Genomic DNA, 1,893 nt, shown 5'->3' with positions numbered 1-1,893 from the left:
TGTTCATGGAAAGCGTAGCGCGGCAGTCCATGCCGTCAGGAAGTCATGGATTGCCGCGCTTCGCTCGCAATGACAGCCTTCTATTCACATGCTGTCTTGATCATGCCATGGCCGCCGCCGCAATCACCTGCGCCACGGCGGCGGTGAGCTTCTTGGCGTAGGGCACATGCAAAAATTCATTGGGGCCGTGGGCGTTGCTCTTGGGGCCGAGCACGCCGCAGACCATCATCTGCGCCTTGGGGAAACCGGTGGACAGCATGTTCATGAGTGGAATGGTGCCGCCCTGGCCAATGTAGCCGCAGGGTGCGCCAAAGTAGTCTTGTGAGGCGCGTTGCAGGGCCTGCTCAAACCACGACGCGGTGCTGGGCGCGTTCCAGCCGGTGGCACCAGCGCCGCCTTCAAACGTGACCTTGGCCTGGTACGGCGCGTTGTCTTCGAGCAGGGTCTTGAGCTCGGCCACGGCGCTGGCCGCGTCAATCAGCGGCGGCAGCCGCAAGGACAGCTTGAAGGCGGTGTAGGGGCGCAGCACGTTGCCGGCGTTCTTGAGTTCGGGCAGGCCGTCGGCGCCGGTCACGCTCAAGGTGGGTGTCCAGGTGCGTGCCAGCAAGGCTTGCAGCGGGTCGCTGGTGGTGGGCAGCATGGTCTGGCTGCTGCCGCCGCAGTCGGCGTGCGCCCAAGGGAAGCGCTTGTAGAGTTCTTCGCCCAGAATGGCCGCCGTGGCCTTGGCCTGCGCCAGCCGGTCTGCGGGCACTTCACAATGAAAGCTGGCGGGCAGCAAACGGCCGCTGACGCTGTCTTCGAGCCGGTCGAGCAGATGGCGCAAGATGCGAAAGCTCGACGGCACCAGGCCGCTGGCGTCACCCGAATGCACACCCTCGGTGAGCACCTCAACTTTCAGCGTGCCGCTGGCCATGCCGCGCAGGCTGTTGGTGAGCCACAGTTGGTCGTAATTGCCAGCGCCCGAGTCCAGGCAGATCACCAGACCCACATCGCCCAAGCGCGTGCGCAGCGCATCGATGTAGGGCAGCAGGTCATACGAACCGCTTTCTTCGCAGGTTTCCACCAGTCCGACGATGCGCGGGTGCGCGGTCTGCTGGGTTTTGAGCGCCTGGATGGCGGTGATGGCGGCGTAAATGGCGTAACCGTCATCGGCACCGCCGCGGCCATACAGCTTGCCGTCTTCATACTTGGGGCTCCACGGCCCCAAGTCAGCGCGCCAACCGGTGAATTCGGGCTGTTTGTCCAGGTGGCCGTACATCAGCACGGTCTGGTTTGAGACCGCCTGGTTGCTGTTGCCTGTGCAGGCGGGCACGTCAAAAAACAGCACCGGCGTGCGCCCGGGCAAGCGAATGATCTCCAGCGTCAGGCCCGCCACTTTTTGCGCCTGCACCCACTCAAAGGCGTTTTGCACCACCTTCTCGATCAGGCCATGCTGCGCCCAGTCGGCGTCAAACATGGGCGACTTGGCCGGAATGGTGATGTAGTGGGTGAGCTGCTTGACCAGGTCAGCGTCCCAGGCCTGGCTGACCTGGCTCAAAGCCTGAGCCGTGTTGAGAACCGAGGGGGCGATGCGTGCGTTCATTAAAGAGTCCTTGCGAGCCAGCCGTATCCGGCCCGATACCGCACACGGACCTTGAACAGAGACTTCGTCACTGCGAGCCTCCCGTATCGGCCCGATACCGCACACGGGCCTTGAACAGAGACTTCGTCATCGCGAGCGAAGCGTGGCGATCCATGACTTCCGGGGGCATGGATTGCGTCACTTCGTTCGCAATGACGGGGCTGTTCATGGAAAGCTTAGCCCGGCAGTCCAGGCAGTTTTGAATTCATGGATTGCTTCACTTCGTTCGCAATGACGGGGCTGGGGTTCGCAATGACGGCTACTGTCGCAAT

The 1,893-nt window shown here is 62.9% G+C and carries 1 protein-coding gene; it reads right to left on the bottom strand.

Features of this window, described 5'->3' with window-relative positions; all coding sequences use genetic code 11:
* Window positions 1-100 precede the first annotated feature (100 nt).
* Window positions 101-1,582 (bottom strand): M20 family metallopeptidase, encoded by a 1,482-nt coding sequence (locus IBX54_RS14850; protein ID WP_296543422.1) that lies wholly within the window; start codon window positions 1,580-1,582, stop codon window positions 101-103.
* Window positions 1,583-1,893: the final 311 nt, after the last annotated feature.

The sequence above is a fragment of the Rhodoferax sp. genome (genome assembly GCF_014859475.1).
Classification (GTDB): domain Bacteria; phylum Pseudomonadota; class Gammaproteobacteria; order Burkholderiales; family Burkholderiaceae_C; genus Rhodoferax.
This window is presented reverse-complemented; position numbering and strand designations above follow the sequence as displayed.